At 70.6% G+C, this 25,687-nt stretch carries 15 protein-coding genes and 4 pseudogenes; 6 read left to right on the forward strand and 13 right to left on the reverse strand.

The features are described from left to right. Positions 1-512: 512 nt before the first annotated feature. From ACWY4P_RS05685 to ACWY4P_RS05700, 4 genes and pseudogenes are all read right to left on the reverse strand, one after another. Positions 513-1,743 (reverse strand): annotated as a pseudogene (locus ACWY4P_RS05685) (IS110 family RNA-guided transposase). Positions 1,744-2,268: 525 nt separating this feature from the next. Beyond that, positions 2,269-2,505: pseudogene (locus tag ACWY4P_RS05690) on the reverse strand (transposase); the annotation flags it as partial. Between the two features lie 73 nt (positions 2,506-2,578). Beyond that, a complete protein-coding gene (ltrA, locus tag ACWY4P_RS05695) occupies positions 2,579-4,432 on the reverse strand; it encodes a group II intron reverse transcriptase/maturase (protein ID WP_456208456.1) in 1,854 nt (617 codons plus the stop codon). A 629-nt stretch (positions 4,433-5,061) separates the two neighbouring features. Continuing rightward, positions 5,062-5,658: pseudogene (locus ACWY4P_RS05700) on the reverse strand (transposase); the annotation flags it as partial. Between the two features lie 219 nt (positions 5,659-5,877). Here ACWY4P_RS05700 and ACWY4P_RS05705 point away from each other — a divergent pair. Then, a complete protein-coding gene (locus ACWY4P_RS05705) occupies positions 5,878-6,291 on the forward strand; it encodes a hypothetical protein (RefSeq protein WP_456209026.1) in 414 nt (137 codons plus the stop codon). A gap of 22 nt (positions 6,292-6,313) precedes the next feature. Here ACWY4P_RS05705 and ACWY4P_RS05710 read toward each other — a convergent pair whose 3' ends face one another. From ACWY4P_RS05710 to ACWY4P_RS05720, 3 genes and pseudogenes are all read right to left on the reverse strand, one after another. Further along, complete coding sequence (locus ACWY4P_RS05710) at positions 6,314-6,592, reverse strand: hypothetical protein (protein ID WP_456209027.1); 279 nt, start codon at positions 6,590-6,592, stop codon at positions 6,314-6,316. Between the two features lie 101 nt (positions 6,593-6,693). After that, the gene (locus ACWY4P_RS05715; protein ID WP_456209028.1) at positions 6,694-9,093 is read right to left on the reverse strand and encodes a tetratricopeptide repeat protein; all 2,400 of its coding nucleotides are present in this window, start codon (positions 9,091-9,093) and stop codon (positions 6,694-6,696) included. A 53-nt stretch (positions 9,094-9,146) separates the two neighbouring features. Further along, positions 9,147-11,081 (reverse strand): annotated as a pseudogene (locus ACWY4P_RS05720) (BTAD domain-containing putative transcriptional regulator); the annotation flags it as partial. Positions 11,082-11,690: 609 nt separating this feature from the next. On the opposite strand from ACWY4P_RS05720, the gene ACWY4P_RS05725 reads away from it, so the two are divergent. Genes ACWY4P_RS05725 through ACWY4P_RS05745 form a run of 5 tightly spaced genes read left to right on the forward strand, consistent with a single transcriptional unit; the run spans position 11,691 to position 16,953 of the window. Next, positions 11,691-12,335 (forward strand): hypothetical protein, encoded by a 645-nt coding sequence (locus ACWY4P_RS05725; protein WP_456209029.1) that lies wholly within the window; start codon positions 11,691-11,693, stop codon positions 12,333-12,335. Further along, entirely contained in the window at positions 12,322-14,073 is a 1,752-nt protein-coding gene (locus tag ACWY4P_RS05730; RefSeq protein ID WP_456209030.1) for a GH3 family domain-containing protein, read from the forward strand. Before ACWY4P_RS05725 ends, ACWY4P_RS05730 begins: the two co-directional genes overlap by 14 nt. Continuing rightward, on the forward strand, positions 14,070-14,930 hold the full coding sequence (locus tag ACWY4P_RS05735; protein WP_456209031.1) for a class I SAM-dependent methyltransferase: 861 nt from the start codon (positions 14,070-14,072) through the stop codon (positions 14,928-14,930). The genes ACWY4P_RS05730 and ACWY4P_RS05735 overlap by 4 nt, the downstream gene beginning before the upstream one ends. After that, positions 14,927-16,204 carry a hypothetical protein gene (locus tag ACWY4P_RS05740; protein WP_456209032.1) on the forward strand — a complete coding sequence of 426 codons (1,278 nt, stop codon included), beginning with the start codon at positions 14,927-14,929 and terminating at the stop codon, positions 16,202-16,204. The genes ACWY4P_RS05735 and ACWY4P_RS05740 overlap by 4 nt, the downstream gene beginning before the upstream one ends. Next, entirely contained in the window at positions 16,201-16,953 is a 753-nt protein-coding gene (locus tag ACWY4P_RS05745) for a DUF6182 family protein (protein WP_456209033.1), read from the forward strand. The genes ACWY4P_RS05740 and ACWY4P_RS05745 overlap by 4 nt, the downstream gene beginning before the upstream one ends. Before the next feature lie 76 nt (positions 16,954-17,029). Here the strand turns inward: ACWY4P_RS05745 and ACWY4P_RS05750 are convergent, their stop codons facing one another. The 6 genes from ACWY4P_RS05750 to ssuE form a co-directional block, all read right to left on the reverse strand. After that, a complete protein-coding gene (locus ACWY4P_RS05750; RefSeq protein WP_456209034.1) occupies positions 17,030-17,434 on the reverse strand; it encodes a VOC family protein in 405 nt (134 codons plus the stop codon). A gap of 128 nt (positions 17,435-17,562) precedes the next feature. Beyond that, complete coding sequence (locus ACWY4P_RS05755) at positions 17,563-18,036, reverse strand: nuclear transport factor 2 family protein (protein ID WP_456209035.1); 474 nt, start codon at positions 18,034-18,036, stop codon at positions 17,563-17,565. 114 nt (positions 18,037-18,150) lie between these two features. After that, entirely contained in the window at positions 18,151-18,909 is a 759-nt protein-coding gene (locus ACWY4P_RS05760) for a hypothetical protein (protein ID WP_456209036.1), read from the reverse strand. A 26-nt stretch (positions 18,910-18,935) separates the two neighbouring features. Further along, a complete protein-coding gene (locus ACWY4P_RS05765; RefSeq protein ID WP_456209037.1) occupies positions 18,936-23,606 on the reverse strand; it encodes a putative T7SS-secreted protein in 4,671 nt (1,556 codons plus the stop codon). Between the two features lie 161 nt (positions 23,607-23,767). Further along, positions 23,768-24,922 (reverse strand): LLM class flavin-dependent oxidoreductase, encoded by a 1,155-nt coding sequence (locus ACWY4P_RS05770; RefSeq protein ID WP_456209038.1) that lies wholly within the window; start codon positions 24,920-24,922, stop codon positions 23,768-23,770. A gap of 71 nt (positions 24,923-24,993) precedes the next feature. Further along, the gene (gene ssuE, locus ACWY4P_RS05775; protein ID WP_456209039.1) at positions 24,994-25,548 is read right to left on the reverse strand and encodes an NADPH-dependent FMN reductase; all 555 of its coding nucleotides are present in this window, start codon (positions 25,546-25,548) and stop codon (positions 24,994-24,996) included. Between the last annotated feature and the right edge of the window lie 139 nt (positions 25,549-25,687).

Here is a 25,687-nt window from a genome sequence, read left to right on the forward strand (position 1 = left end):
GCTCTGGTTGCTGGTCGTGGATGCTGGGCCCCCGAACGGTGTTGGCGCTTTCTAGGGGTCGTTGCAACACGTAGTCGTGTTGATCAGGCCGCGAGTAGTTTATGCAGGCGCTCGGCTGGGGTTTCCCAGCCGAGCGTCTCTTTGGGATCGATGCCGATCAGCATCATCGGCGGTCCTCTTTCTCGGACGTCGGGTCAGTGGAATCCGCAGCTGACATCCCGACTTCGAGAAACGTGGGGTGGCCGATGCTCATGCCTCTGTTGAGTCAAGCCGCGAACGGACACCAGGCAGGTCGACACACCCAAAGAGAGCCAGCGTCCGCGAGCGGCAGGAAGTACTCGAGTCAGCCTGCCCGATGTCCTGCGGCACGTTACGGGCGGCCGACCCGATCACGAACACCGCTACCCCCAATACAAGTCGGAAAGTACTGCCGCAGCAGGCCGTTCGTGTTCTCGTTGGAACCGCGCTGCCAGGGGCTGGCCGGGTCGCAGACCTCTCACGGCATCTACTCGTCAAGCGGCGGTGGCGAGAAGGTGCGGGAAGGCCACTTGTTCTTCGAACATGGTGCGGGTCTGGAGGCAGTGGAAGAGCTGCCCGAGCATGCGGTTGAACAGGTTCCGGAGGGCCGCCGCGTGGAAGTCGCCCGTGCGCCCGTCGTCGGCGGTAGTGGGCGTTGGCGCCGCCAGAGGCGGTGAGGGAGGAGAAGGACCACAGGAATCCGGCGTTCAGGAGGCGGTTGTTCTTGACGCGGCGGCGTCCGACGTAGTGGTGCTTGCCTGATGCCCTGGTGATCGGTGCGGCCCCGGCGTATGCCTTCAGTCCTCTGGCATCGGTGAATCGGGACCGGTCGTCTCCGATTTCGGCGAGGATGCGGGCGCCGAGCTGGACGCCGAGGCCGGGAAAGCTGAGCATCACCTCGGAGTCGGGGTGCTGCCGGAACGCCTTCTCCGTCGCGTCCGCGAGATCGTCGACGGTGCGGCAGGCGGCGTCAAACTGCCGCAGCAGCCCGAGCATCTGCCTGCCCAGCGCGTCCTCGACCAGCTCGGGATGCCGGGCCTGTGTTGTCTGGAGGATCTTCTGCCAGCGTTCGGCCTCCGCCTCGATGCCGCGGACCCGGCCGGCCTTCTTGAGGGCCGTGCAGAGCCGTTGACAGGTGACCTTGGCCGCCTTGCCGGGCGTCGGGACGACCGCCAGGATCGCGCGGGCCTCGGGACGCGTCAGGCCGTTCTGCCAGCCGACGACCGCTTCGAGCGCGGCCGGGTAGTACTCCCGAAGCAGGGACCTGAGCTGGTTGCTCAGCTGCTGGCGGTTCCATACGGCGTCCTGCTGGGCTCGTGCCAGCACGGCCACGGACCGGGCCAGATCACTGTCGTCGGGCAGTGGCCGGTGCATGTCACGGTCGGTGCGAAGGATGTTGGCCAGCACCAGGGCGTCGCCGGGGTCGGACTTCTTCCGCGAGACTCCGTGGCGGTCGCGGTAGCGTGCGGCGGACATCGGGTTGATGGCATAGACCGGCCGCCCGCCCTGGCGGAGGAAGGCCACCAGCAGACCGCGGTTGGTCTCGATGGCGACCGGGATGGCCTGCGACTCGGTGTCGCCGTGTTCGGCCAGCAGGTCCAGCAGCTGCTGGTAGCCGGCCAGGGTGTCGTCGATCCGTAGCTTCACGGCGAGCTTGCCGGCCTCGTCGGCCAGAGCGACGTCGTGGTGCCCTTCCGCCCAGTCGATTCCACAGGTGATGCTCAAGCTGCCCCTCCCCTTTCGCTCGCTGATGCGCTGGTGACGAGCGCAAGCGGGCCACGCGGCGTTCTAATACCAGGGCTCTGCCCGTGCGGGTCTGGCCCTCCCTCTCACTGGCCGTTCGTGGCACCAGCGCACCGCGCGGGCCTCGGCCGGTCCCGGGCCTCAAGGGCCGGAAGCTGTGAGAGGTCACCATGCAGCGGGCTCGCACCATGAACACAAACGAGTGACGCCCGGATCGGGTGGCGGCAGCTCCGAGAGCACCGGGCTGTGCCGGTCTCTACGGAGGCTTCACGAGCCGGAAGTAGTCGAAGCATCGGGCCCGATGCCCGCGGAACCACCACCACCCAAAGCCTCGACCGGTTGACGGCTACGCAGCTTCAGCGGTGACCATCTGCGACGAGGCTTCGACGAACCGGAAGTAGACAAGGCATCCGTCCGCAACCACGCAGCCACCATCAACCAATCGAACAGCCAGCACCTGCCGGAGGGCCCGAAGGCTTCCATCGAGGGCGCTGACCCCTCGTATTAGAAGTAGACGGGGATGTCGGTGGCGACAGTGAACTCGCGGTGGCGGCCCATCTCGCTGCCCTGGTCCCAGGTCAGGGACCGCTTGAGGTGGCCGGGCAGGGTCTGGGCGGTCTTGACCAGGGCGTCGCGGACTCGTTCGGTGCCACGGCCGTCGGGCAGGTGCAGGAGCATCACGTAGCGAGTGGAGCGTTCGACGAGGGTGCCGATCGCGGAGGTGCTGTCCTTGCCGATGATCAGTCGGGTAGCGGGGACGTATTACTACGTCCCCGCCCCCTCAGAACCGTGCAAGCAGCTATTCGCCGCACACGGCTCAAGCAAGCCCCAGAGGCTCACCGGCAGGCAAAAGTGCTGGACTCGTCATAGCGGCGGCTTTATTCCGCCGCTGACAATGGGTGTGGAGGAGACGGAGTCGTTGACCGTCCGGTGCGCTCTCGTCCGGGAACGCGATGTATTGCTTGGAGATCGCTTTCCGGATGACGGCCCGCCACGTTTCCCATTCCTGCGGGCTTTGTGGCGGGTGGTCGGCATGCAGCAGGAGCCCTCCGCAGGTCGGGCAGCGGCCGTCTTGCGCCTGTAGGAGGCGCACGGTCATTGCGTCGACTGGCAGAGGAGTTCCCTTGCGGCGCCGCTGAGCCCAATACGATTCCAGGGCGGGGTCGTCCGGGGACGCCTTCCCCTTGACCAACTGGTGCCGGACTATCTTCGTCCAAGAGAACTTGAGCAGGTAGGCGCCGCTGTCGCGATCACCGAACACCCACCGGTCCTTCCTGGACCTGTTGAACCGGCCGAAGTACTTGTCAGATATCCAGTGCTTCGACTTGTTCGGGTGGCTGTGTTTGGCCCACTTGTAAGCGAGCTTCCACATGTGATTGTCCAGCGCCGTAAAGATCTCGCTGGACACCACCGTCCGGTAGTAGGCCGACCAACCCCGCACGATCGGGTTGATCTTCTTGAGCACCGCACCGGCGTTGGCCCCTCGCAGGGCCACCATTTCGGTGCTGAGCCGTTCCCGGATTCTCCGTTGAGCCGATGTGCTCGGCTTGATCAGCAGTTTGCCGTGATAGCGGCGGACATTGAACCCCAGGAAGTCGAATCCGCTCTCCGCATGGACGATGCGCGTCTTGTCCTCATGGAAAGCGAGTCCCCTGGGTGCGAGCCATGCAGTCAGCCGTTCCTTGACCTCTTCGGCCTGTTCACGGCTGGTGCACATCGCGACAAAATCGTCTGCGTACCGCACCAGCACGGGGCTGCCGCTCTGTGCACTCCCGGCGTCTCTGCCGGTTGTGTAATAGCGGACCCCTGCGGCTTCCTCCATTCCGTGCAGGGCCACGTTGAAAAGCAACGGGCTGATCACCCCACCCTGCGGAGTCCCCTCCTCGGTCGGGGCGAACCGACCTCGATCCACGACCCCAGCCTTCAACCACTGTCGGACCAGTCCCCGGGCGGGGAAGGCGCCGAGAGAGGCCATGAGCCGGGCATGGTCGATGCGGTCGAACGCCGCTGTCAGGTCCGCATCGAGTACCCACGCCCGCTGCGGGTTCTTCCCGTTGAGCGTGGAGTAGATGGCCCCGATCGCGTCGTGACAGCCGCGGCCGGGCCGAAAGCCGTACGACTTCGGCTCGAACCGCGCTTCCCACTCGGGCTCCAATGCTCCCAGTGTCACAGCTTGCAGGCACCGGTCAACAATCACGGGAATTCCGAGTCCGCGCTTATTCATGGTCCCCGGTTTGGGGATGAACACCCGCTTGACGGGCTTGGGAATCCACGGTCGGGCCCGATGCTGGACCCAGTTGGCCAATGCGGCCTTGGACTGGGAAACCAGCACGACTTTTCCGTCGACTCCCGCCGTCGCGCGTCCAGCGTTGATCTCCGTGACCCGTCGCACGCTCAGGAGCGTGTTCGAGCGGGACCGGAGCATCAGCTTCTGCAAATTGCGGCCCTTCTTCAGATCCCCTGCCTGCGATGCCGTGAAGATTCTCTGCCGCAGACGCCGTACGTCTTCTTCGACCCGCCGCCAGTCAATCGACGCCCAGTCCAAGTCTTCGCCCTCGGGTCCGTTCACCGGAGCGGATGCAGCCGGAAGGGCCGAAGCCGCCCCGTCCGCTATCAGCGTGGTGTCCAACTTGCCCCTCGGTTCCGTCGTCTTTATCCAGTAATTCTGCACAGGCTCACCCGGCCCACGTCAGCACCCTTTCGGGTCCGGGCAGCTTGCCCGTATCCGGACGGTTATGCGGGGCAACCGGCGGAGAGGCCGATCATGACGCCCCGGGTTCCCGTTTCCTTTCGGCTTCCGGCGTTGGCTTGTTGGGCCGTCCTGTTCCCGCTGGGGAGTTGAGCCTTCCTCGCGGTCGGCTGACCGAGCCAAAACGGCCCGGACCCAAACGGGGTTTCCACGTTCCACGCGAATGAGATACGACCGGGGTGGGTGCTCCCTTTACCCCGAGGCGGCGGTGTCCACCTGGCCGGAGTGACCTCTACCAGCCAGCGCCTGCCGCTTCTCAACGGCTAGCCATACACCCCACTCACGCATTCCATCGGCGGGGCTTGGGATCACGAGGCATCATCGGGAGTTCATATTCTTCACCCGTCCGGTCTTCCCCTTGCCGGTAACTCCCGGATGGAACGGAAGTCCTTGGGCTTTCCCCTGAGCTTCGCACCACGCCGTTACCGGCATCGCACGTCAAGGGCGGGGACGGGTCATACGGACACGGACCCGTGACTGCACCTACAGCTTCATCAGCCGCCTCTCCAATCGGTCAGTCCACTCAAATTCGTGCGGCATCGTGTCGCACGGTCGCCTTCCCAGTGGCCGGGCACCGCCCGGTCCTCCGCTTCGGCAGGGCGTTCGCTGATCATCACCATGGGGTCGCGGAAACGGGACTGCCGCTGCTGGGCCTGGCGGCGGGGCTTGCGCCGGGCCCGGCCGGTCCGCAGGGCCCTGGCGAGTTCGCGGCGCAGTTCACCGCGGCCCTGGACGTAGAGGGCCTGATAGATCGTCTCGTGGACCACGTGCATCTCCGGACGGCCGGGGAACTGTGCTCGCAGAGCCTGGCAGATCTGCTCCGGGCTCCACCGCACGTCGATGGCCCGTATGGACGCCTTCTCCCGCAGCCGGTCGGCGATGTGGATGCGCTCGTCCTCGTTCAGGTACCGGGGGCGGTGGGAGCGGTCAGGGAGAGCCCGCACCGGCCGCGCGGCGTTCCTGGGCCGCTTCTTGCGGCCCTCGGGCCGGCCGTTACGCCACTCACGGCCGGTCCGGGGGCTGACGCCTACACGTTCACACGCATCCGCGTTACTGAAGCCCAGTCGCCTGAGCCGGAAGTATTCCTCCCGCTCCCGACGCAGCTTCTTTCGCCCCTGGATCTTCTGCTTGCGGATCTCGAAGTCCATCGCACCCCCTGAGCTGGGGTGTTGCGACGACCACTAGAACCTAAGCTCGGGCCGGATGGCGGGGGCTTCCGCATGCTCTGACCAGCCGATAAGCTCCAGAACTCTCACTTACGAGCGTCGGGGCTTCCCGAACCAGAGGGCTCCGCCCCCTGCCCCGGACGCCGGCGGGGCCAAGGCCACTTACCTTGCCAGCCAGAAGAGGAACCTGAGAGATTCGCGATGATTTTCGCCGGGGCAGCCCTGCTGTTGCTCGTCTTCGTCCCCGGCACGTTTGTGCGTCTGTTGAGGGCGCGGGCCTTCCCCCGGCGTGGTCCACGGGCGTGGTCGGCGGCCGCAGCAGTGTGCGTCGGCATCACACTCTTCGTGTACATGTTCGGGGCGCTGTCCGGCTTCACGCAGACGAGCGAGGTCTGCGCCGTGAAGTCCGGGCACGGGTCCGGAAATCGGCCCGACTCGGTCACGGAGACCGCGTTCCCGCTGAGTTATGAGTGCCGGTGGAGCGACGGCACCACGATCGATCTCGTTCCGGCCTGGGCGAACCCGATGGTCTTCGTCTTCGCCGCAGGTTTCGTTCTGTGTTCCGCCAAGGCCGTGCACGCGGCCGTCACGTCGAGAACAGGAGCCCGTTCATGAACGACCAGGCTCGCCTCAGCCACTACAAACGACGCGGACACAGCCCATGAAACTGCCCAACGAGGCGGACGAGGCCGTGCAGCAGCTCCGACGCGCCGTCGAAGGCCGTATAGAGGCCGGACCGGACGTCGTCGTCCTCCAGCTCGTGCAGCATGGCCAGGCACTCGCGCGGATCGCGGTCCGCAGCAACCTGCGCGAACGTCTCCACCGGCCGCGTCCGCAGAGCCGCCCGGTAGACCTCGTCCGCATCCAGCCCGTACCGCTCCGCCCAGGTTCCCCAGACCCGGCGCTGGTTGCTCACCACGTCGAAGCATCGATCATGCCAGGCAGCAAGCAGGCGATTGCGGGACAGCCATCCCACCCATCGGCCGGAGGCCGGATGGGAAAGGCGCGCCGCGCGGGTTACGTGCCATCGGCGGGCTGTGGGGCCTCGGACAGCAGGCGTTCGCGCTGGGCGAGCGCCCACGCGTAGCCGGGGTCCATCGCCACCGCGCGCTCCAGGTCCGCCAGGGCCTCGGTACGTCGCCCCAGGGCCTCGTGCGTCATCGCGCGGCTGCCGAGGGCCCAGGCGTACCCGGGGTCGAGGACGAGCGCCCGGTCGTACTGCTCGAGGGCCTCCTCGTACCGGCCGGCGAAGTGGAACACCCTCCCGCGCTCCCCCACGACGCTCCGCGCGTCAGGGGCCGCTCCCTCCGCCCGGTCGAGGTCCTCCAGCGCTCCCGCCACGTCGCCGAGCCGGCTGCGCAGCCGGGCCCGCCGGAGCAGGGCCCAGAAGTATTCGGGGTACAGGCCGATGGCCCGGTCGAGGTCGTCCAGCGCCGCACGCTCCATGCCGAGTTCGGCCCGGATCTGTCCGCGGCTGGCCAGGGCGAAGGTGTCCGCCGGGTCGGCCTCGACCACCCGGTCGAACTCCGCGAGCGCCTCCTCGCGGCGACCGGCCTGGCGGTAGGTCTCGGCGCGCTCTCTGCGGACCCAGATCGAGTCCGGCTCCAGCCGGTCCGCTCGGTCCAGCGCTTCCAGGGCCTGCTCGACGTGGCCCATCGCCCGGTGCATCACAACGCTTCCGAAGTGGGCGCGGACATGGCCGGGGTCCAGGGCGAGGGCCTGCCGGAAGTCGGCGAGCCCGGCCTCGTGCTCCTCCACGGACCTGCGATGCCAGCCACGGACCACGAGCGCGGCGACCCGGCCCGCGTCGTCCAGCTCCGCCCGGGCCAGCAGCAAGCCCAGCACCTCGATCCCGAGGCGGCGGTCTTCCGCGAGCGCGGCGAGAGTGTCGCGCCCCCACCCGCGCAGCAGGTCCGAGTCGGTGTCCTCACCCGCCTCGGCCAGCGTCCCCGCCCACCGGCGGGCCACCGCGGGGCCCGCGTCGCAGGCGTCGATCCCGTCCCGCAGCACGTCGGGCAGCGCCACGGATGGCCGGGCGCACAGGAGGTGGTACGACTCCTCCAGCCGCAGCGCGCGCCAGGGCTCGTGCTTCCACAGCCCGGCCGGTTCCAGCCCCGCCGCGGCCGCCTCCCGCCACTGGGCGTAGGCGCCGGCCAGCCGCGTGTGCCCGGCGCTCCACCGCTGGGGCGAGGCGGTCCGCTGGAGGCGGAGCATCGGGGCGCGCACGACGTCGTGGTAGCGGGCCGGGCCGCCGCGCTCGCTGACGAACGGCAGGGAGCGCAACCAGGCGAACAGCTCCGCCGCGCGGTCCTCGACCACCGCCTCGAACACGTCCTCGTTCAGCAGCCGCGGCAACGCCCCGGCGAGCGCGGCGAACCGGCGGGCCGGGTCGCGCTCCCACTTCAGGAAACGCCCGACAGCCGTGGCGCTGGGGTCGTGCACACCACCGGGGTGTCCGGAGTTCTCGGCGAGGGTGGACACCAGGACCGGCAGCCGGCCGGAGAGCCGCAGCACATCCCGTACCACCTGCTCGTCGGTGACCCCTCGGGCGGCGAGCAGCTGCCGCGCCTCCGCCTCGCTGAACGGCGCCAGGGGCAGGTCCTCGACGACGTCGCTGAGGTCCGCCCAGAAGCTGGGGTCGAGCGGGCCCTGTCCGGCCAGGACGACGACGGTGTTCTCGGGCAGCTTGCCGTAGCGTTCGCTGGTCAGCAGGGTGCGCAGCCAGGGGTCGAGAAGCGGCCCGGTGCGCTCGTACGTGTCGAAGAAGAGCACGGTCCACGGCGCCGCGGCCGCCGCCTTGGACAGCTCGGCCACCAGCAGCGGGGTCAGCACCTGGAGCGGGTCGAGCAGCAGCTGGACGTCCTGGTGGTTGCGGAAGCGGGCACTGAGCGCGGCGCGCAGCCGGTCGGCGCCCTGGGCGAGTTGCGCCGGGTCGACGGCGCCGGTCAGTGTCCCGATGCCCGGGATCAGGCCGATTCCGGCGAGTCCCGCCCGCGCCACGGCCAGCCCACCGGCGCTGGGCGTCCGCGGATCGTCCGCCACCTGTATCGACTCCGCCTCGTGGACGCGCTGCCGGTAGGTCACGAGCATCCGGTCCAGGGAGGTGAACTCGCACCCCTGCTGGGCGAACTGGGCGCTGATGGCGGCCATGACCTCGGGCACGCTGCCGGCCGTCTCGTCCACGCAGGCGGTGAGCGCGGCGTGTTCCTGGCGGGCGGCCTGTTCCAGCTGGCGGACGAGCCAGGTCTTGCCGACGCCGGCGTCGCCGTGGACGTGGAAGACGAAACGGTGCCGCTCGTCCTCCGACGGGAAGGTGAAATTCCGGCGGAAGAGGGCAAGTTCACCGCGCCGGCCCACGAATCGGGCTCGTCCGCGCCGCTGGATCAGCTCCTGCATCGACGGCCGTGCCTGCCCCATCAGCCCTCCCCGGTCCGCGCCCAGTCTCTCATCCCGGGTGGGCGTACTCGGGTGTCGAACAGCCGCGACAGGGCGGCCATGCGCTCGTGGTCGGGGTCTTCGGCGTCGGCGCGGCGGCGGGCGTAGAGCCGGATCAGGGCGTGGTAGCGGTAGTGGCCCGGGGCGGGCGACTCCAGGAGGCCGCTGTCGACGAGGGATTCCAGGAGGGGTTCGACGGACGGGTCGCGCAGGTCCCGGCCGAGCAGCGCGGCGGCCGCGGGGAGGGACAGATCGGGGCCGTCCGCGAGCGCCAGCAGCCGGAAGGCGCGTGCCTGGTCGGGGCGCAGCCGGCCGTACGCGGGGGCGAAGCAGGAGGCGACGGTGAGGTCGCCGATCCGCAGCTCGTCCAGCCTGCCGCGCTCGTCGGCCAGCCGGGCGGCGAGGGCGGAGACGGTCCAGGCGGGGCGGGCGGACAGGCGGGCCACGGCGATACGGATGGCCAGCGGGAGGAAACCGCAGGCGGCGACGGTCTCGCGGCAGGCCGCGGGGTCGGCCTCGGCGCGCTCCTCGCCGATGGCGCGGGTGAACAGGGTGAGGGCTTCCTCCGGGGTCATGACGTCGAGGTCCACCGGGCGGGCGCCGTCGAGGTCGGCGAGCCGGGCGCGGCTGGTGACCAGGGCGGCGCAGCCGGGGGCGCCGGGGAGCAGGGGGCGGATCTGGGGTCCGTCGTGGGCGTTGTCGAGCAGGACCAGCACCCGGCGGCCGGCGAGGGTGGACCGGTAGAGCGCGGCCCGTTCGGGTGTTCCTTCGGGGACGGCGGCGGCGGGGATGCCCAGCGCGCGCAGAAACGCGGCGAGGACGGCTCCGGGGTGGCCGGGGCCGGGGCCGTGGCCGAGCAGGTCGACGTAGAGCTGCCCGTCTGGGAAGTGGCCACGGACCGCGTGGGCGACCCGTAACGCCAGCGCGGTCTTGCCCACTCCGCCGAACCCGCGGACGGCGAGGACGGGCATCACCGCCCCTGGGGCGCGTGGCAATTGCTCGGCCAGGCGGTGGGCCAGGGCGGTGCGGCCGGTGAAGTCGGGTAACTCGGCGGGGAGTTGCGCGGGACGTGGCGAGACGTACGGGACGGCGTCCTTGGCGGGCGGGCGCCGTCGCGGAACCGGGGTACGGGCGAGGGCCGGGGAGGCGCACAGGACGTTCTGGTAGAGCTCGGTCAGCTCGGGGCCGGGGTCCACGCCGAGCTCCTCGGCGAGCGTGCGGCGGGTGTCGGTGTACACCCGCAGCGCCTCGGCCTGCCGGCCGCCGCGGTACAGCGCGAGCATCTGCAACGCGCGCAGCCGCTCCCGCAGCGGGTATTCGACGGACAGCGCCGTGAGCTCGGCGATGGCCGCGGTGTGGTGGCCCAGTTCCAGGTCGAGTTCCAGCCGGGCCTGTAACAGGGTGAGCCGCCACTCCGTCAGGCGGGCGCGCTGTGCCTGCGCGTAGGGCCCGGGGACGCCGCCGAGGGGTTCACCGTCCCACAGGTCCAGGGCCTTGCGGACCAGTGTCCGGGCGCGCGGCGGATCGCCCGCGGCCCGGGCGATCCTGGCCTGCGCCTCGTAGCTCTCGCACACCACCAGGTCCAGCGCCTCGGGCGGCACCTGCAGCGCGTATCCGCCGGAGTCGGAGACGAGGGCGCGTGGGCCCAGTGTCTTGCGCAGCTGGAAGGCGTACGTCCGCAGGGTCGCGAGCGCGCGGCGCGGCGGTTTGCCGCCCCACACCGCGTCCATCAGTTCCTGCGCGGTGGCCGTGTGGCCGCGGCGCAGCAGCAGGGCGCACAGCAGGGCCCGCTCCTGCGGCCGCCCGGCGGCCAGTGTCTCGTCGCCGCGCCGCACCCGCACCGGCCCCAGGACCGCGAACCGCATGGTGGCCGGGGCCGGCTCGGCCGCGGACACGGGGGGAGCCGAGGTGTCCCGTCGGCGGTGTTCGGGCACGTCGAAGCCGAGGTGGTGCAGCGGGGTGCCGAACATCTCCTCCAGGACGCGCTGTGCGGAGGGCTGAGGGCAGGGTGGCCCGGGCTGCCGCCACCGGTGGAACTGCCGCGCGGTCACATCCTGTGGTTCGCCCAGCCGCGCGGCCACCGTCGCGTAGACCATGAGAAAGACCGCCGGCCGTGCCCACTGCCGCTCCTCGCACGCGTGTGAAAAGGCCGTCCCCCGCATTCCCTCGCCTCCGAGCCCTGTCCCCCGATGCTCGTAGATCACTCTAGTCGCCGGGGCTCGCGGGCAGCAGGGTTGGCCGTAGCGGGAAAAGTCCGGGGAGAAGTCCGGTTTTCCGGCCTTCTCCCCGGCCGTGCCAGGGGGCGGACCAGGATATGGACATCGACCTGCCCCCGGCGGGCCCGGGCGGGCGGCGTGTCATCCGACGTCAGTATCGATCCGATGGCCACCACTCCGCTTTTCCACTCTCAACTTCCGGACATTCGCCCGCATCCCAGCTCCTCCTGATCGGACGCCAATCCCGGCGATGTTGACTTTTCCCCACTCAGCCGGGACGGCACCCCCGGCAGCCGATCGGCGCGCCGCCACGCGGCCCGGACCGCGGTGGCGAGCACTGCAACTACGTAAGGAGTGCCGATCATGCGAACGACCCATCCCGGTTTTTCGGTCCTTCTGGGGCCGGACTACGCCGGAAAGTCTTCGGTGATGTCCGAGTTCGCCAGGTCCTCTCCGTCCTGGCGGCTCATCTCCACGGACGAGCGTTTTCTTCAGCCCGCCCACGCGCTGATCGGCCGGCTGCGCAGAGATGTGGCAGTGGATGTGCTCCCGTCCCTGGGGACGGACTACTCGCCGGAGTTCACGGCCAGCCTGCTGCAGACGGCAGTGGTGCATCTGCGCGACCGCGTTGAGGAGAGCGACACGTCGTTACCCACGCTCGTTGACTCGTACTACTACAAGATCTTGGCCAAGTGCAGGCTCGCCGGGCTGCGGGACAACCCGATGTTCACCTGGTGGCGTTCCTTTCCGCAGCCACGGCGCGTGGTGTTCCTGGACGTGTCCACCACCACGGCCTGGCGCCGCTCCGGCAACGGCGCGGCCACCAACCGGCTGGAGTACTACGGCGACCGCCCTGACCAGAAGGGTTTCGCGGCCTACCAGACCAAGCTGCGGCGCCTGATGCTCGACGAGGTCAGCCATCTGCCGGTCACGGTGATCCGGGCGCAGGGCGATGTCGCCCAGACCGCTCAGGCCATACGAAAGGTGTTGTCAGATGAAGACCGCTGAGCCCCCGACCGCCGAACCCCCGAACACCGAGCCCCCCAACACCGAGCCCCCGGCCGCCGAGGACCGGCTCGACCAGTACCGGGCGCGCGTGTTCGAAGAGCGAAACCGGCTGTGGCGGGCGTTCTCGGACCCGGCGGCGCGGCAGCGCGAAGTCCTCACCGACCTGCTGACGTTCAACGTGGGGACCGCCTACGGAAAGGCCCACGACTTCGGCCGGCTGCGCACCCTGGACGACCTCCGCAAGGCGGTTCCGATCCAGGACTACGCGGCGCTTTCGCCGTGGATCGAGCGCATGGCCGAGGGCGAGCCGAACGTCCTGACCGCCGACCAGCCCGCGGTGTTCTTCACCAGCAGCGGCAGCACGGGCGCGCACAAGAAGATCCCGGTCACCCCGCGCTTCATGCACACCACCTTCTTCCCGTTCTACTACGCCGCGTGGGCCCCGATGGCCGAACACTTCCCGGACGTCCTCACCCGGCCGGACGCGGTGCTCAACCTCAAGCACGACCCCGTCGCCGCACCCGCGACCACCGCCTCCGGGCGTCCCCATGTCGGCGCCAGCCAGGTGGACTTCGGGAAGATGTTCGGCGAGCACCTGTCGGCCGAGCCCGGCACCTCGGCCCCCTGGGCCGTCCTGCCGGTGCCGGTGGCGGCGGACGACCACATGGAGAAGATGTATCTGCGGCTGCGCATGGCCGTCGAGAGCGATGTCCGCTGTGTCATCGGGATCAATCCGGCCATGGTCGCCGCGGTGCCGTACCAGCTGAGGCTGTGGTGGCCGCGGATCGTCAAGGACGTCCGCGACGGCACGCTGGGCGGCCATCCGTTCCGCTCGCCCAACCGGGAGCGCGCCGCCGAACTGGAGCGGCTGGCCGCGTACTTCGGCACCGTACGGCCCGCCCACATCTGGCCGAACATGCGCCTGCTGTTCTGCTGGACCACCGGCCTCGCCTCGCTGTATCTGCCCCTGCTCCGCGAGGAGTTCGGCACCGCGGTGACGGCCCTTCCGGCGCCCGTGGCGGCGTCCGAGGGCCCGGTCGGCGTGGCGCTCGACCGGCACCCGACGGCGGGCAGCCTGGTCGTCACGGCCTCCGTGTACGAGTTCGTGGACGCCGACCGCGACCTGGGCCCCGACGTGGAGACGCTCGGGCCTGACGAGCTGGAGGCGGGCCGGGAGTACCACGCGATCTACAGCCATGTCGGCGGCCTGTACCGCTACGCGGGCGGCGATGTGGTCCGCGTGGTCGATGTGCCCTCCCAGCCCGGCGGCGTGCCGCGGTTGTCGTACGCGGGCCGCAGGAACCTCTCCGACGTGGCCGGGGAGCGGCTGCGCGACGCACAGGTCGTCCGGGCCCTGCGGTCCGCGCTGGGCGGCGCCGGCCTCGCCGTGCGCAACGCCGCGTGCCATGTGGAGACCCCCGACGGCCGGACGCCCCGGTATGTGTTCGCCCTGGCCGGCGAGTCGGCGTGGAGCAGCGACGAGACACGGCGGCTCACCGCGGCGCTCGACACCGAGCTCACCCGCGAGTCGGCCGGCTACCGGGCGGCTCGTGCCGCGGGCCGACTGGGACCCGCCGAGCTGCTCCGGCTCGACCGGGACGCCTTCCTGAAGGAGTGGCAGGACTCCGTCGGCCGCGGGGTGCGCCCCACCCAGGTCAAGGACCGGCTTTTCCGACAGGACCCCGAGAACTGGCGGCAGCTCACCGGCGAGGCCGCCCGGCAAGGAGATCGATCATGACGCAACTCGACGCCATCGAGCGCACCTGTCTGCTCACCGCCGCGCTCAGGGCCGGGGAGAGCCGCAGGGACGACCGGCTCTACCACGACCCGTACGCCCAACTGCTCGTCGGCGAGTCGGGCCCCGAGCTGCTGGCCGAGATCCGGTCGGCGACCTTCCCGGACGGTGAGGTCCCGCGCACGGTGCCGAGCACCTTCGACTTCAACCCCATCCGCACCCGGTTCTTCGACGACTGGCTGCAGAACGCGGCCGCCGACCCGTCGATGACCCAGATCGTGCTCGCCCCGGCGGGCATGGACTCGCGGGCCTACCGGCTGGGGTGGCCGGACCACGTCCGCTTCTTCGAGATCGACCGGCCGATGGTCCTGGAGGTCAAGGAGAAGCTGCTGGCCGCCGAGCGGCCCGGCGCCGACCGCCGCCCGGTCCCCGCCGACCTGCTCGCCCCCGGCTGGGAGGACGCTCTGCTGGAGGCGGGCTACGACCCCGGCCTGCCCTCGACCTGGCTCTTCGAAGGGCTGCTGTACTACTTCTCGGAGGCCGAGGTCGACGGGCTGCTGCGGCGGGTCGCCGCGGTGACGGCGCCCGGCAGCCGGATCGGCGCGGACGTGGTCAACGACATGGCGCTGACCGCCCCGAACATGCGTGGCCTGCTGGAGGTGTTCGCCGGCTGGGGCTGCCCGTGGGTGTTCGGCACGGACGAGCCCGAGGCGCTGTTCGGGCGGCACGGCTTCACCGTCGAGGCGGTGCAGCCCGGGCAGCCGTCGGCCCACTACGGCAGGTGGCGGGACCCCGTGCCGCCGCGCACGGCCGAGGGCGCCGAGAGGGTGTTCCTGGTCCACGGAAGCCGGGCCGCATGACCGGGACCGCGGAACCGATACCGCTGCTCCGCGGCGACCCCGGGCGGCCGTACGGACCGGCGCCGCTGCCCGGTGGCCGTGGCGGCCCGGCCGCGCCGCGTCCCGGCCGGCCCCGGGTCCTGCTCGCGCCGGTCACCATCACCCCCGGCAAGCCACTGACCCCCAGCCACCTCAAGGGGCTCTTCTGGGTCGATGTGATGTACCGCGCCACCGCGCGGCTGGCCGATGTCACCTACCGCTACAGCCCCACCACGTACCACCCCACCGACCAGACCCTCGGCTTCTGGGAGTACCTGGACCACACGCTCGGCGACACCGACTACTCCCAGCTGTCCGAGGAGGAGATCGGCGAGCTGTACGTCGGCTACCGCGCCGACGGCCGCCGGGCCCCGGTGTCCGCGCTGCGGCCGTATCTCGACGCGATCGAGCACCACGGCTGGGTGCATCCGTCCAGCGCCCGGGTCCTGGAGCTGTGGTCGGCGCAGTACGCGCGGCTCGGGATGCACGACCCCGGCCTCACGGAACACCAGCCGCCCGGCATGACCCTCGACGAGGTGCTCGACCGCCTGGTGCCGCTGGGGCTGTGCCTGGACATGCGTGACTACGGCGGGCCGGTCTACCTGGACGCCACCCGGTACGGGCTGCCGCTGCGGCAGATCGCCACGGCGCAGGGGCGGCCCAACTACCTGGCGTGCGCCCTGCGTGAGCTGGTCCCCCTCGTCCCCGGCTACGACGAGGTGGTGCTGCTGTACGACCGCGAGCTGGAGCCCGACTACCAACTGCTGCAGCGCGTGCTGTCGGAGCTCGGCCCGGTCGTGCGGCGGGTGCCGGTGGGACGGGTGCCCATCGACGGACGGATCCGGTCCGCGCGCCACGGCGACTGGCGCGGCCACTCGGCGGGCGCGCTGCTCGAGGCCCTGGGCGCGGACCACGACGACCCGGCGCTGCGGCTCGGCATGCGGCTGTACTTCATCGCCACGCTCGGGCCGGGCGACCGGCAGTCGTTCCGCCCGGACCTGCTGCGCCAGTGCGTGGTGCGCGCCGAGCGGATGCTCGCGTCGTCCGGCGCCCCTGCCGACGCCGCCCTGACCGAAACGGACCAGGGCGAGGCGGACCAGCGCGAGGCGGGTTCGCCGGGGACGGCGCTGACCGGTTTCCTCGAGCGGCAACGCGGCGACCACACGTACGTCGACCCGTACCGCCTGACCTCTGGGCTGCTGGCCAAGCGCCGCCCGGCCCCGGTCCGCGAGTTGCTGCCGGCGGTGTTCCTGTGAAGCTCTCCCAGGACCTGCTGCGGGCCGAGGCGGCGCGGCGCGTCCGGGTCGCCCGCCCCGATCTGGCCGAGGACGTGGATCTGTCCACCGCCACCGGTCTTTCGGAGGTGCAGGCCCGGATCCAGGAGTTCGCGGACACCGACGGGCTGCTCGCCGTGTCCGTCGTACGCCGCTTCGAGCTCGCCGAGTGGACGCGCGCCACCTGTGAGTTCGCCATCGGCCTGGCGCCGGAGCGGCTGGCGGCGTGGCGGGGCTCGTTCTCCCGCACGATCTTCCTGGCCGGAAACCCGGACAACCTCGGCGACCGGGTCCGGTTCGACCACATCGCCGAGGACGGCTCGGCCGCGTGGACGGGACCGGCCCCGGCCGGCGCCTCGGCCGGGCTGCGCAGACTGCTCAAGCTCTTCGACGGCTCCCGCGGGCTGCCGCCCCGCCCCGACACACCGGTCCGGATCCCGGAGGCCATCGGCCCGCGCCACCGGCCGCCCGTGCGGCGCGAGCTGTACGTGGCCACGGCCGGAATCACGGTCGCGGACTGCCTGGTGCACCTCAACCATCTACTCGTCGAGGCGGTCCTGGACGGTCTGATCGCCCCCGGGGACACCCTGATCATCCGCCAGGTGCCTCGCCTGGCCGGGCTGGCCGGGCCGTACGCGGCGCTGCGGGTCGGCACGGAGCGGGAGCACCCAGACCGGCTGCGGGCGTACGCCTGTCTGACCGAGGAGACCGTGGGCGCGGGGCGGGGGTGAGCCGGCCGGCGCGCGAGCGCGGTGGCCGGCTCGGGCGGCCGGCCACCGCTTCACGTCACCGCCTCACGTCACCGCCTCACGACGCCGACGATCCCTGCTCGTCACTGCCGTAGGGGCGGGTGATGATCTCCATGCCATGGCCGGCCGGATCATGGAAGTACAGGCCGCGCCCGCCATGGTGGTGATTGATCTCTCCCGGCTGCTTCCCGTGCGGATCGGCGTAGTAGGTGATCCCCGCCTGCTTGATCCGCCCGAAGGCCTCGTCGAACTCCTCGTCGGAGATGAGGAAGGCGTAGTGCTGCGTGGTGATGGACTCGGCCGGGATCGTGGCGAAGTCCAGAGTGACCCCGTTACTGGTGGCCACGGGGATGAACGGGCCCCATTCGGCACCGACCTCAAGACCCAGGATGTTCGCCAGGAACTCGGCGGATTCCCGGTTGTCCCGGGAGTGCACGATGGTGTGATTCAACTCGACTGACATTTTGGAATGCCTCCACAAGGCATGTCCCGGACACCTCCATGCCTCACCCAGCCGGTGACCGACACGCGATGCCGTACTCATGAGCCTAGTCGGCGGCCGACCAGCACGTCGAGTGCACGCCAAGGACCTCACAGGCCGAGGTCGCTCAGCCCCGGGTGGTCGTCCGGGCGGCGCCCCAGCGGCCAGTGGAACGTGCGCTCCGACTCCTTGATCGGCAGGTCGTTGATGCAGGCGTAGCGGCGCGTCATCAGCCCGTGCTCGTCGAACTCCCAGTTCTCGTTGCCGTACGACCGGTACCAGTTGCCCGAGTCGTCGTGGCACTCATAGGCGAAACGCACGGCGATACGGTTGCCGTCGAAGGCCCACAATTCCTTGATCAGCCGGTAGTCCAGCTCCCTGCGCCATTTGCGGGCCAGAAACGCGACGATCTCCTCGCGGCCATTGACGAACTCCGCGCGATTCCTCCAGCGGGAGTCCACCGAGTAGGCGAGGGCGACCTTCTCGGGGTCGCGGGAGTTCCAGCCGTCCTCGGCGGCGCGGACCTTCTCGATGGCGGATCCCCGGGTGAAGGGAGGGAATGGGGGACGGGATTCCTCGGACATATCAGCTCCTCACAGGAGAGAACCATCGTTCCCTGCCTCCGTGGAGGACTCTACGAGAACGATGGTTCTCATGCAAGTACGCCGCAGCCGATGCCGGCAGGGGTGAAGGGCGGGTCAGGCCCTGGGAGCGCTCCCGATCGCGGTGGCGGCCAACGCGCGCGAAAGGTCACCGGCCACCACGCACAGGAAGGTCCAGTCCACGCGATCCACGGAGAAGAAGCGGACGCGGCCCTCGCCGTGCTCCGTCAGCGTGTCCACGAACCGCTCCAGGTCGTACGTCGGGCGGGGGCTCGACATCCGCGCGTACTCCTCGGCCCTGGCCCGGTAGTTGCCCACCAGGGCCGCCGCGCTTCCCAGCCACAGCGGAACGGAGCCGGACGGCCGCTCGGCGAGCCCCTGAACACCCAGCTCCGCCGAGCTCCAGCCGTCCGCGAGCAGTTCCTCGCAGAAACCTCCCGCCGCCGCGGCCGACAGCTCCCCCTCCGCCGCGCTCCGCCCGGGCCGCCCGCCGCCCCGGACCGCGGTGGCGGCCACTCCCCGCGCGAGGTCGTCCGAAATCACGCAGAGGACGGTCCAGTCGCCACGGTCCACGGAGAAGAAGCGGACGACGTCCTCGCCGCATCGCGCCAGCTCGTCGGCGAACCGCTCCAGCTCGACGGTCCGGCCCGGCTCCCCGGACATCAGCTCGCTCCGCAGGGCGTACACCCCCGCCATGGTGGCGGCCCCGACCCGGGGCGCGCTCACCGGCTCGGCGCTTCGGCGCGCCAACTCCTCCAGAGCCAGGCGCGCCGACTCCCACCCCCGCCGCGCCAGCTGCGCGCAGGCTTGTTGTGCGGCGCTCGACGGAATCGCGACCTGATTCATCTCGTCCATGCTCTCTCCACGGGGCCGGGATCTCTTCAGGATGCCGGAATGTGGAACACCTTGGCGTTGGTGACAGACCCCTCGACCAGGTGCTCCGTCAGCTCCCACAGCTCCGAGGAGAACATGAACGAGGGATACACCGGTTTCCCGAGCGGAAGCGCGACCTGAAGGACCACGCCTGGAAGATCGCTACGCCCTTCCGCGGCGCCACGTGCGTAACGCCACGCCGTGTCCGGCGTCGTGGCCCAGGACGTATAGACGCTCCGCGTATCGCCTTGATGGTGGGCGACCATATCGGAGTGCCCGCCCCGGGGATGGGCGATTCCGTTCACGGCGTCCTGGTAGGCGGGGCTCTCCACGGACACCCCGCGATACAGGTAGTTGACCCCCGGCTCCTCCGGCAGGGACGCGACGAATTCCTCGCACGGCGTGAGGCCGAGCGGATCGCTCCAGGTGGTGGGGTTGTGGACGTAGGTGGCGGGGTTGGGGGCGGGGGCGAGGCCGAGGGGGTCGGGGGTGAGGTAGCGGGCGGTGGTGGGGTCGTAGTAGCGATGGTGGTTGTAGTGGAAGCCGGTTTCCGGGTCGTAGTACTGGCCGGGGAAGCGGAGGGGGGTGTCCGTGGTGCCGTCGGCGGTCGTGGCTGCGGTGCCCCACAGGGTGGTCTCGGTGCGCCAGGCGGTGACGCCGGTCTCGTCGATGAGGTGGGTGGGGGTGCCGACGAGGTCGGTGACGATCGCGAAGAACCGCTGGTCGATCTCGCGCTGGGTGGTGGCGTCGGTGATCCGCTCGGTCTGGGCGACCGGGTGCAGGCCCTGATGGTCCCAGGTGAGGCTGACGGGGTGGGACAGGTCGGGTGCGGTGGTGGTCTGTTCGGCGAGGGTCGGGCCGTCCCAGGTGAAGTCGGTCTGCTCGGCGATGCTGTGGCCGTCGGGGGCGAGGCGTTGTTTGGCGGTGCGGCGGCCGAAGGGGTCGTACAGGTAGCGCCACACCGTGCCGTCGGGGGTGGTGACCGTGGTCAGGCGGTCCTCGGCGTCCCAGGTGTAGCGCCAGGTGTCGGGCTTGCGGGAGAGGCGGGGCTTCTGGCGCAGGGTGAGGCGGCCCGCTTCGTCGTGTTCGTAGCGGACGTGTCCCGCGCGGATGATCCGGGTGCCGGTGTAGCGGCGGTCTCCGGTGGCTTCCTGGGCGGGATGGCCGGTGGGCCAGGTGGCGTGGGTCTGGTTGCCCGCCTCGTCGTAGGCGTAGCTCTCGGTCCAGCGTCGCGCCTGGACGGCGGTGACGCGGCCCGTGTCGTCGAGGGTGAAGGTGCGGGGGCCGGTGTGGTGGTCGTCGATGGCGGTGAGGTGGCCGTCGGGGCGGTAGGTGTAGGCCCGGTGGTGGAGGGGGTCGGAGGCGGCGGGGCCGGTGAGGGTCTGTGCGGTGAGCCGGCCGAGGGGGTCCCAGGTGTGGGTGAAGGTGAGGGTGTCGTCGATGTGGCGGGTGGTTTCGCGGCCTGTGGCGTCGTGGCCGAAGCCGAGGGTGTGCCCGGAGGTGGTGAGGGTGGTCTGGTTGCCCGCCGGGTCGTAGGCGTACGTGGTCGTGGCGCCGGTGGGGGTGGTGCGGCGGGTGCGGCGGCCCAGGGCGTCGTACGCGTGGGCCAGGACCCGGCCGCCCACCATCTCGGATTTGACGCGGCCCATGCGGTCGCGCTGGTAGACCACCTCGGCGTCGGGCCCGGTGGCCGAGGTGAGGCGGCCGGCGGGGTCGTAGGCGTAGGCGGTGGTCCGGCCGTCGGCGGTCTTGCTCAGGGTGCGGCCGAGCGCGTCGCGCTCGAAGGCCACGGTCTGGCCGAGGGGGTTGGTACGGGTGGTCAGCCGGCCCGCGGCGTCGTGGGTGTAGGTGAGCGTGCGGCCGTCGAAGTCCGTCTCGGACACCATACGGCCCGCCGGGTCGTACTCATAGGACCAGGTCAGGCCCTGCGGGTTGGTGACCTGGGTGAGGCGCAGCGCGGTGTCGTGGGCGAACGCGTAGCGCAGCCCGTCCGGGCCGGTGCGGGCGGCGAGCAGGTCGAAGTGGGTGTACTCGTACGAGGTCACCCCGCCTGCCGCGTCGACGCTCTGCGTGCAGTTGCCCTCACCGTCGTACGTCCAGGACTCGCTGGTGCCGTCCGGATGGGTGCGGGCGGCCAGCTTGCCCTCCACCGTCCACCGCAGGTGCGTGGTGTGGCCCAGGGGGTCGGTGAGGACCACCGGACGGCCGAAGGCGTCGCGCCGGTAGCGGGTGGTGGCGCCGAGCGGATCGGTGATCTCGACCGGCAGGCCCGCCGCGTCACAACGCACGCCTGTGGTCTGACCCAGTGCGTCGGTGATGGCGATCAAGTGGCCGCGGTCGTCGTAGGCGTAGCGGGTGGTGTGGCCGGTCGGGTCGGTGACGCTGGTGCGTCGGCCTGCCTCGTCGTAGGTGTTGTGCCAGGTGGCGCCGTCCGGGCCGGTGACGGTCACCGGCAGCCCCAGGGCGTTGTAGGCGGTGTTTGCTTCCAGGCCGTCGGGGCGGGTGACCGTGGTGAGGTGGCCTGCCTCGTCGTATGCGTACGTGGTGGTGTGGCCGAGTGGATCGGTGCGGGTCTGGGGCCGGCCGTGGCGGTCGTAAGTGGTGCGGGTGGTGTGGCCCAAGGGGTCGGTCTCGGCGATCACCTGGCAGGCATCGTCGATGACGTAGCGGCTGATGTGGCCTTCGGGCGTGGTGACCGTCGTGACCCGGTGGCCGGTCGCCTGGTCGGCGTCGTGGTAGTCGATACGGACCGCTATATGGCCCGCCTCGCCGCCTTCCGCGATACACCGGTCCCGGTTGTCGTACACGTAGTCGTAGCGGCGGTCGTTGGTGTCGGTCCAGGAGATGACACGACACTCGTCGTCGTACTCGAACCGCAGCGGGCGGCCGGAGGAGTTGATGACCTCGGTGAGGTTGCCGTCGGCGTAGCCGTACCGAAGCAGCTCTTGGTCCGAGCCGTCCTCTGCCGCGCTCGCCAGGTGAAGGGCGGTGATCCGGCCCGCTGTTGCCGTCAGCTTGAGCTGGTGTCCGGCGCTGTGGCGGATGCCTGTGGGCACACCATCGGTGTCGTAGTCGAAGGTGATGACGTGGCCCGCGCGATCCGTGATCCGCGTGGGTCGGGCGGCTCCGTCTCCCCCACCGTCCGGGCCGGTGAAGTGGCGGGTGTGTCCGGTGGCGGGGTCGGTGAGGGTGTAGTCGCCGTCGGCGTCCCGTTCCAGCGGCCACCGCGGACCCGCCACCGGGAGGGTCGCCAGGCCCGGGGCCGGGTGCGGATAGGACAGCAGCAGGCCGTCCTCGCTGATGAACACGACGCCCTCGGCGTCGATCTCCAGCCGCTGGTCGGCCGTGCTCGACCACGACGGCCCGAACCAGCCCCCCGCCGCATACCCGGACTCCACCCGGCGCCGGAAGACCAGCGGCAGCTCGCCCGGCAGCGCCACATCCGTCTGCGGCAGGAACATCTTCCCCGTCGCCAGGTCCACCGGGTCCGTGCCCTTGCAGACTTTCGCCATGTCCTCGCGCCCGTACGCGTGCGGTCCCTCTTTACGCAGGGCCGCGCGGACACCGCCGCTGGAGAGCGGCCGGGCGTACTCGGCAGCCTTGGCGGCGCCCCTGAGGCCGCCGAGTCCCTTGGTCCCGATCAGCTCGGGCACCAGGCGGCCCAGTCCCTCCGACGGGTCCTTGGCGAAGGCGTCGAGCATGTTCTTGCCCGCACCCATGGGGTCGTTGGCCAGCGTGACCAGCCCGGCCGCGGTGCTGTTCAGGTTGGTCACATACTCGGCGGGATGGGTCACGTTGTACGGGTCCAGCGGATTGATCTGGCGTACGAAGTCGACGAGGCCCGCCGTCCCCTTCACCACACCCCCGGCGAAGTGGTCCAGATCCAGGGTCATGCCCTGCAGGCCACCCGCCACCTGTTCGGCGTAGGAGGGCTTGGGTGGGGCGGCGTCCCGCGCCTGCGCCACCGCCTTGGCTGCCGTCTCCTCCGCCCTGTTCCGCTGCCGCCGCGCCTCGTCCAGCTTCTCCTGAGCGGTCTTCGCCTTCTCCGGACCCGGGTCGTGAAACTCCCCCGGCTGCGGGCCGGGGTCCTTCCCCGCGTCCACGGCCGCGCTGTACGCGTCCACTTTCCCGTTGTAGGCCGACCGCGCCTCCTCCGACGCCCTCTTCGCCGCCTTGTACGCCTCGACCGCTTCTCGCGCCTGGCCCTGCGCCCACTCCACGGTGCCCGCGAAGCCTTCCAGCGCCACCGCGGCCTTCTCGCAGGCGTCGGCGGCCTTGAACCACTTCTTCGGCTCGATGGAGACCTTGTCGCGGAAGGCGTCCGCGCTCTTGCCCTTGAGGTGGGAGGCGTCCAGCCCCTTGAGGCCGTTGCCGACCTGGTCGAAGGCCTTCTGGAAGTCCCGCAGATGTGTGGCAGTGGACCGGAGCTTGCCGGCGCTGCCGAAGATGAGTTTCTTCGGGTCCTCGGTCTCGTCCAGCTGCATCTCGGCGACATCGGCGCCCAGAGCGTTCGCCGCCGAACGGGACTTGTCACGGACCCAGTCCGCTCCGCTCTCCCACCCGACCTTGTCCAGACCCTCCGCGGTCTTGTTGCCCAGCCACTCGACACCGTCCCCGACGGCCTCCGTGCCCGACTCGACCGCGTCATCCAACCAATCGGGCGTGAGGTCCCATCCCATCAGGCCTCACCGCCCCGGCCTCGACCCGCCGAACGACCGAGGCGGCTCGCCTCGACCAGCCGCGCACGCAGCGCCATGTCCCCCGATATGCCCACGTCAATCCCCTGATCACGCCGTCGTCCCACGACAGTTGGGGGACACCGTACTCCGCGCGCGGTTCCTCACGAGCTCCCGGACACCGCGAAGGGGGGCTGGGCGGTGAGCGGCTCTTCGCCGCGGAAGGGGTGGTTCCATAGGCCTCGCTCGCGCAGGATCGGCAGCACACCCTCGCCGAACCAGTACGCCTCTTCCAGGTGCGGGTATCCGGACAGGATGAACTCGTCGATGCCCAGCCCGTGATACTCAGCGATCCGGTCCGCGACCTCGGCATGGCTGCCCACCAGCGCGGTCCCCGCACCGCCACGCACCAGCCCGATACCGGCCCACAGATTGGGGTGGATCTCCAGGCCGTCACGCCCCCCACCATGCAGCGCCAGCATCCGCCGCTGCCCCTCGGACTCACTGCGGCCCAAGCCCTCCTGCACCGCCCGCACCGTCTCCTCGTCGAAGCCCTCCAGCAGCCGCCGCGCCTCCGCCCACGCCTGCCCGGCGGTGTCCCGGGTGATGACATGCAACCGGATACCGAACCGCAGACTCCGCCCCTCCTCCGCCGCCAGCCCTCGCACCCACGCGATCTTCTCCGCCACCGCACCCGGCGGCTCGCCCCAGGTGAGATAGACATCCGCGTGCCGCGCCGCCACAACTCCCGCAGCGGGCGAAGAACCGCCGAAGTACACCTGAGGGACCGGGTCGGGCAGCCGGGTCAGTTTGGCCTCCTCCACCCGCAGATACTCACCCGTCAGATCCACCGTCTTACCCGCCCACAGGTCCCGGACGACCCCCAGGAACTCACCGGTACGCGCGTACCGCTCGTCCTTGTCGAGGAAGTCCCCGTACGCGCGCTGCTCCCGGCTCTCCCCGCCGGTGACCACGTTCAGCAGCAGCCTCCCGCCCGTCTGCCGCTGATAGGTGGAGGCCATCTGCGCGGCGAACGTGGGCGACAGGAACCCGGGCCGGAACGCGACCAGGAACTTCAGCCGCTCGGTGCGCTGGCTGACCATGGCCGTGGTCAGCCAGGCGTCCTCGCACCACGCGCCGGTCGGCGTCAGTGCCCCCACGAACCCCAGATCCTCCGCGGCACGGGCGATCTGGGAGAGGTAACCCACGGTCGGTGGCCGGTCACCGCCGGACGCGGTGGCCGGGGAGCCATGGCCACCGCCGACGACATGGCGGCTGTCGCCATTGGTGGGCAGAAACCAGTGGAAAGTGAGACTCACGTGAGGAACTCCGTTCAAGGTGGCGTGCGGCCGGCACGGGCAGTGGGGGCGCCGGGGCCGTTCGGGCGGTGTCAGCCGGCGGCGGCGAGCAGCGGGGTGCCGCCGAGCGCGAGGGAGAACCCGTCGACGACCTGGGCGAGGGCTTCGGCGGAGCCGGGGGCGACGGTGAGGCTGCCGTCCGGCCCGACCTGGAGGTCCTTGTCGAGGGTGAACCAGCCCTGGACGATGTGTCCGGCGCCCATGGAGTTGAGCACCGGCCGCAGCGCGTAGTCGATGGCCAGGACGTGGGCCGTGGTGCCGCCGGTGGCCAGCGGGAGCACGGTCTTGCCTTCGAGGGCGTACTGCGGGAGCAGGTCCAGCAGGGACTTCAGCAGGCCGGAGTAGGCGGCCTTGTAGATGGGCGTGCCGATGACGATGCCGTCCGCGCGCGCGAACAGGGCGGCGGCCCGGACGACGGCCGGGTGTGCGAAGTCGGCGCCGAGCAGGGCGGTGGCCGGGAGTGTACGGACGTCCAGCGGTATCACCTCGTGTCCGTGCCGCTCCAGCCGGGCGTCCAGGTGGCGCAGCAGCCGCGCGGTGCGGGAGGTGGCGGAGGGGCTTCCGGAAACGGACAGGACGGTGGCCATGGCGGACCCTTCGGGGAGGTGGTGCGATGCGGTGGTCCGGCCGGTCGGCCGGTCAGGGCGCGAGAGCGATTGACAGGGCATCATGGGCGTACGGCGTCACGGGCGTACGGCGACCCGCATCACGGCCTTGACGTGCCGG

This window comes from Streptomyces sp. LZ34, from assembly GCF_053890475.1.

Bases quoted from the DNA above. Each gene is read 5' to 3' on its own strand.
- ACWY4P_RS05765 (WP_456209037.1), bottom strand. From the start codon at position 23,606: ATGGGATGGGACCTCACGCCCGATTGGTTGGATGACGCGGTCGAGTCG.
- ACWY4P_RS05735 (WP_456209031.1), top strand. From the start codon at position 14,070: ATGACGCAACTCGACGCCATCGAGCGCACCTGTCTGCTCACCGCCGCG.
- ssuE (WP_456209039.1), bottom strand. From the start codon at position 25,548: ATGGCCACCGTCCTGTCCGTTTCCGGAAGCCCCTCCGCCACCTCCCGC.
- ACWY4P_RS05750 (WP_456209034.1), bottom strand. From the start codon at position 17,434: ATGTCAGTCGAGTTGAATCACACCATCGTGCACTCCCGGGACAACCGG.
- ACWY4P_RS05740 (WP_456209032.1), top strand. From the start codon at position 14,927: ATGACCGGGACCGCGGAACCGATACCGCTGCTCCGCGGCGACCCCGGG.
- ACWY4P_RS05760 (WP_456209036.1), bottom strand. From the start codon at position 18,909: ATGGACGAGATGAATCAGGTCGCGATTCCGTCGAGCGCCGCACAACAA.
- ACWY4P_RS05730 (WP_456209030.1), top strand. From the start codon at position 12,322: ATGAAGACCGCTGAGCCCCCGACCGCCGAACCCCCGAACACCGAGCCC.
- ACWY4P_RS05715 (WP_456209028.1), bottom strand. From the start codon at position 9,093: ATGGGGCAGGCACGGCCGTCGATGCAGGAGCTGATCCAGCGGCGCGGA.
- ACWY4P_RS05725 (WP_456209029.1), top strand. From the start codon at position 11,691: ATGCGAACGACCCATCCCGGTTTTTCGGTCCTTCTGGGGCCGGACTAC.
- ACWY4P_RS05705 (WP_456209026.1), top strand. From the start codon at position 5,878: ATGATTTTCGCCGGGGCAGCCCTGCTGTTGCTCGTCTTCGTCCCCGGC.
- ACWY4P_RS05755 (WP_456209035.1), bottom strand. From the start codon at position 18,036: ATGTCCGAGGAATCCCGTCCCCCATTCCCTCCCTTCACCCGGGGATCC.